This window comes from Streptococcus sp. OH4692_COT-348, assembly GCF_003859975.1.
GTDB lineage: Bacteria > Bacillota > Bacilli > Lactobacillales > Streptococcaceae > Streptococcus.
In genome coordinates this window covers 1-738 of the sequence record NZ_RQZB01000045.1, presented here as the reverse complement: position 1 = coordinate 738, position 738 = coordinate 1, and the positions used below count along the sequence as shown (strand labels likewise).

The window sequence follows — 738 nt, the reverse complement described above, 5'->3', positions numbered from 1 at the left end:
TATTCCCATTAAGACCTTAATCTCAGTAGATACCGAAAATCCGAAGAGCGTTCCATTTCTTCGGTTCTTTTTGTATATTCCTCGAATTGTTTCCATGCCCTTAATCGTGGTTGAGGCAGTTCGTAGACTTCGATAAAATTTATTGCGTCGTTTGATTGGTCGATGGTCTTGCTCAATGAGGTTATTGAGATACTTCACGGTTCGATGCTCTGTCTTAGTATATAAACCGTTACTCTGTAACTTTCTAAATGCAGAACCAATAGAGGGCGCTTTATCCGTGACAATTACTCTTGGTTGACCAAACTGTTTATGTAGTCGTTTCAAGAACGCATAAGCAGCTTGAGTATCCCGTTTCTTGCGTAGCCAGATGTCTAAAGTCAATCCATCCGCATCAATTGCACGATAGAGATAATGCCAACGACCTTTGATTTTGATATAAGTTTCATCCATTTTCCACGAATAGAAGGACTGTCTATTTTTCTTTTTCCAGAGATGATAGAGGACTTTACTGTATTCTTGTACCCAACGATAAATAGTTGTGTGACAAACGTTAATCCCACGATCATAAAGGAGTTCTTGAATTTCACGATAGCTTAGATTGTAACGTAGATAATAACCAACAGCGACAATAATCACATCTTTTTGAAATTGTTTACCTTTAAAATAGTTCATTGATATATCCTCGCTGTCATTTTTATTCATTTTACACTAAAATAGACTTATCAGAAAACTTTGCAA

The 738-nt window shown here is 36.6% G+C and carries 1 protein-coding gene; it reads right to left on the bottom strand.

The window, feature by feature from the left end; genetic code table 11:
- Positions 1-672: IS6-like element ISS1S family transposase (locus EII37_RS10785; protein ID WP_124788559.1), on the bottom strand; the 672-nt coding region annotated here is incomplete at its 3' end.
- Positions 673-738: the final 66 nt, after the last annotated feature.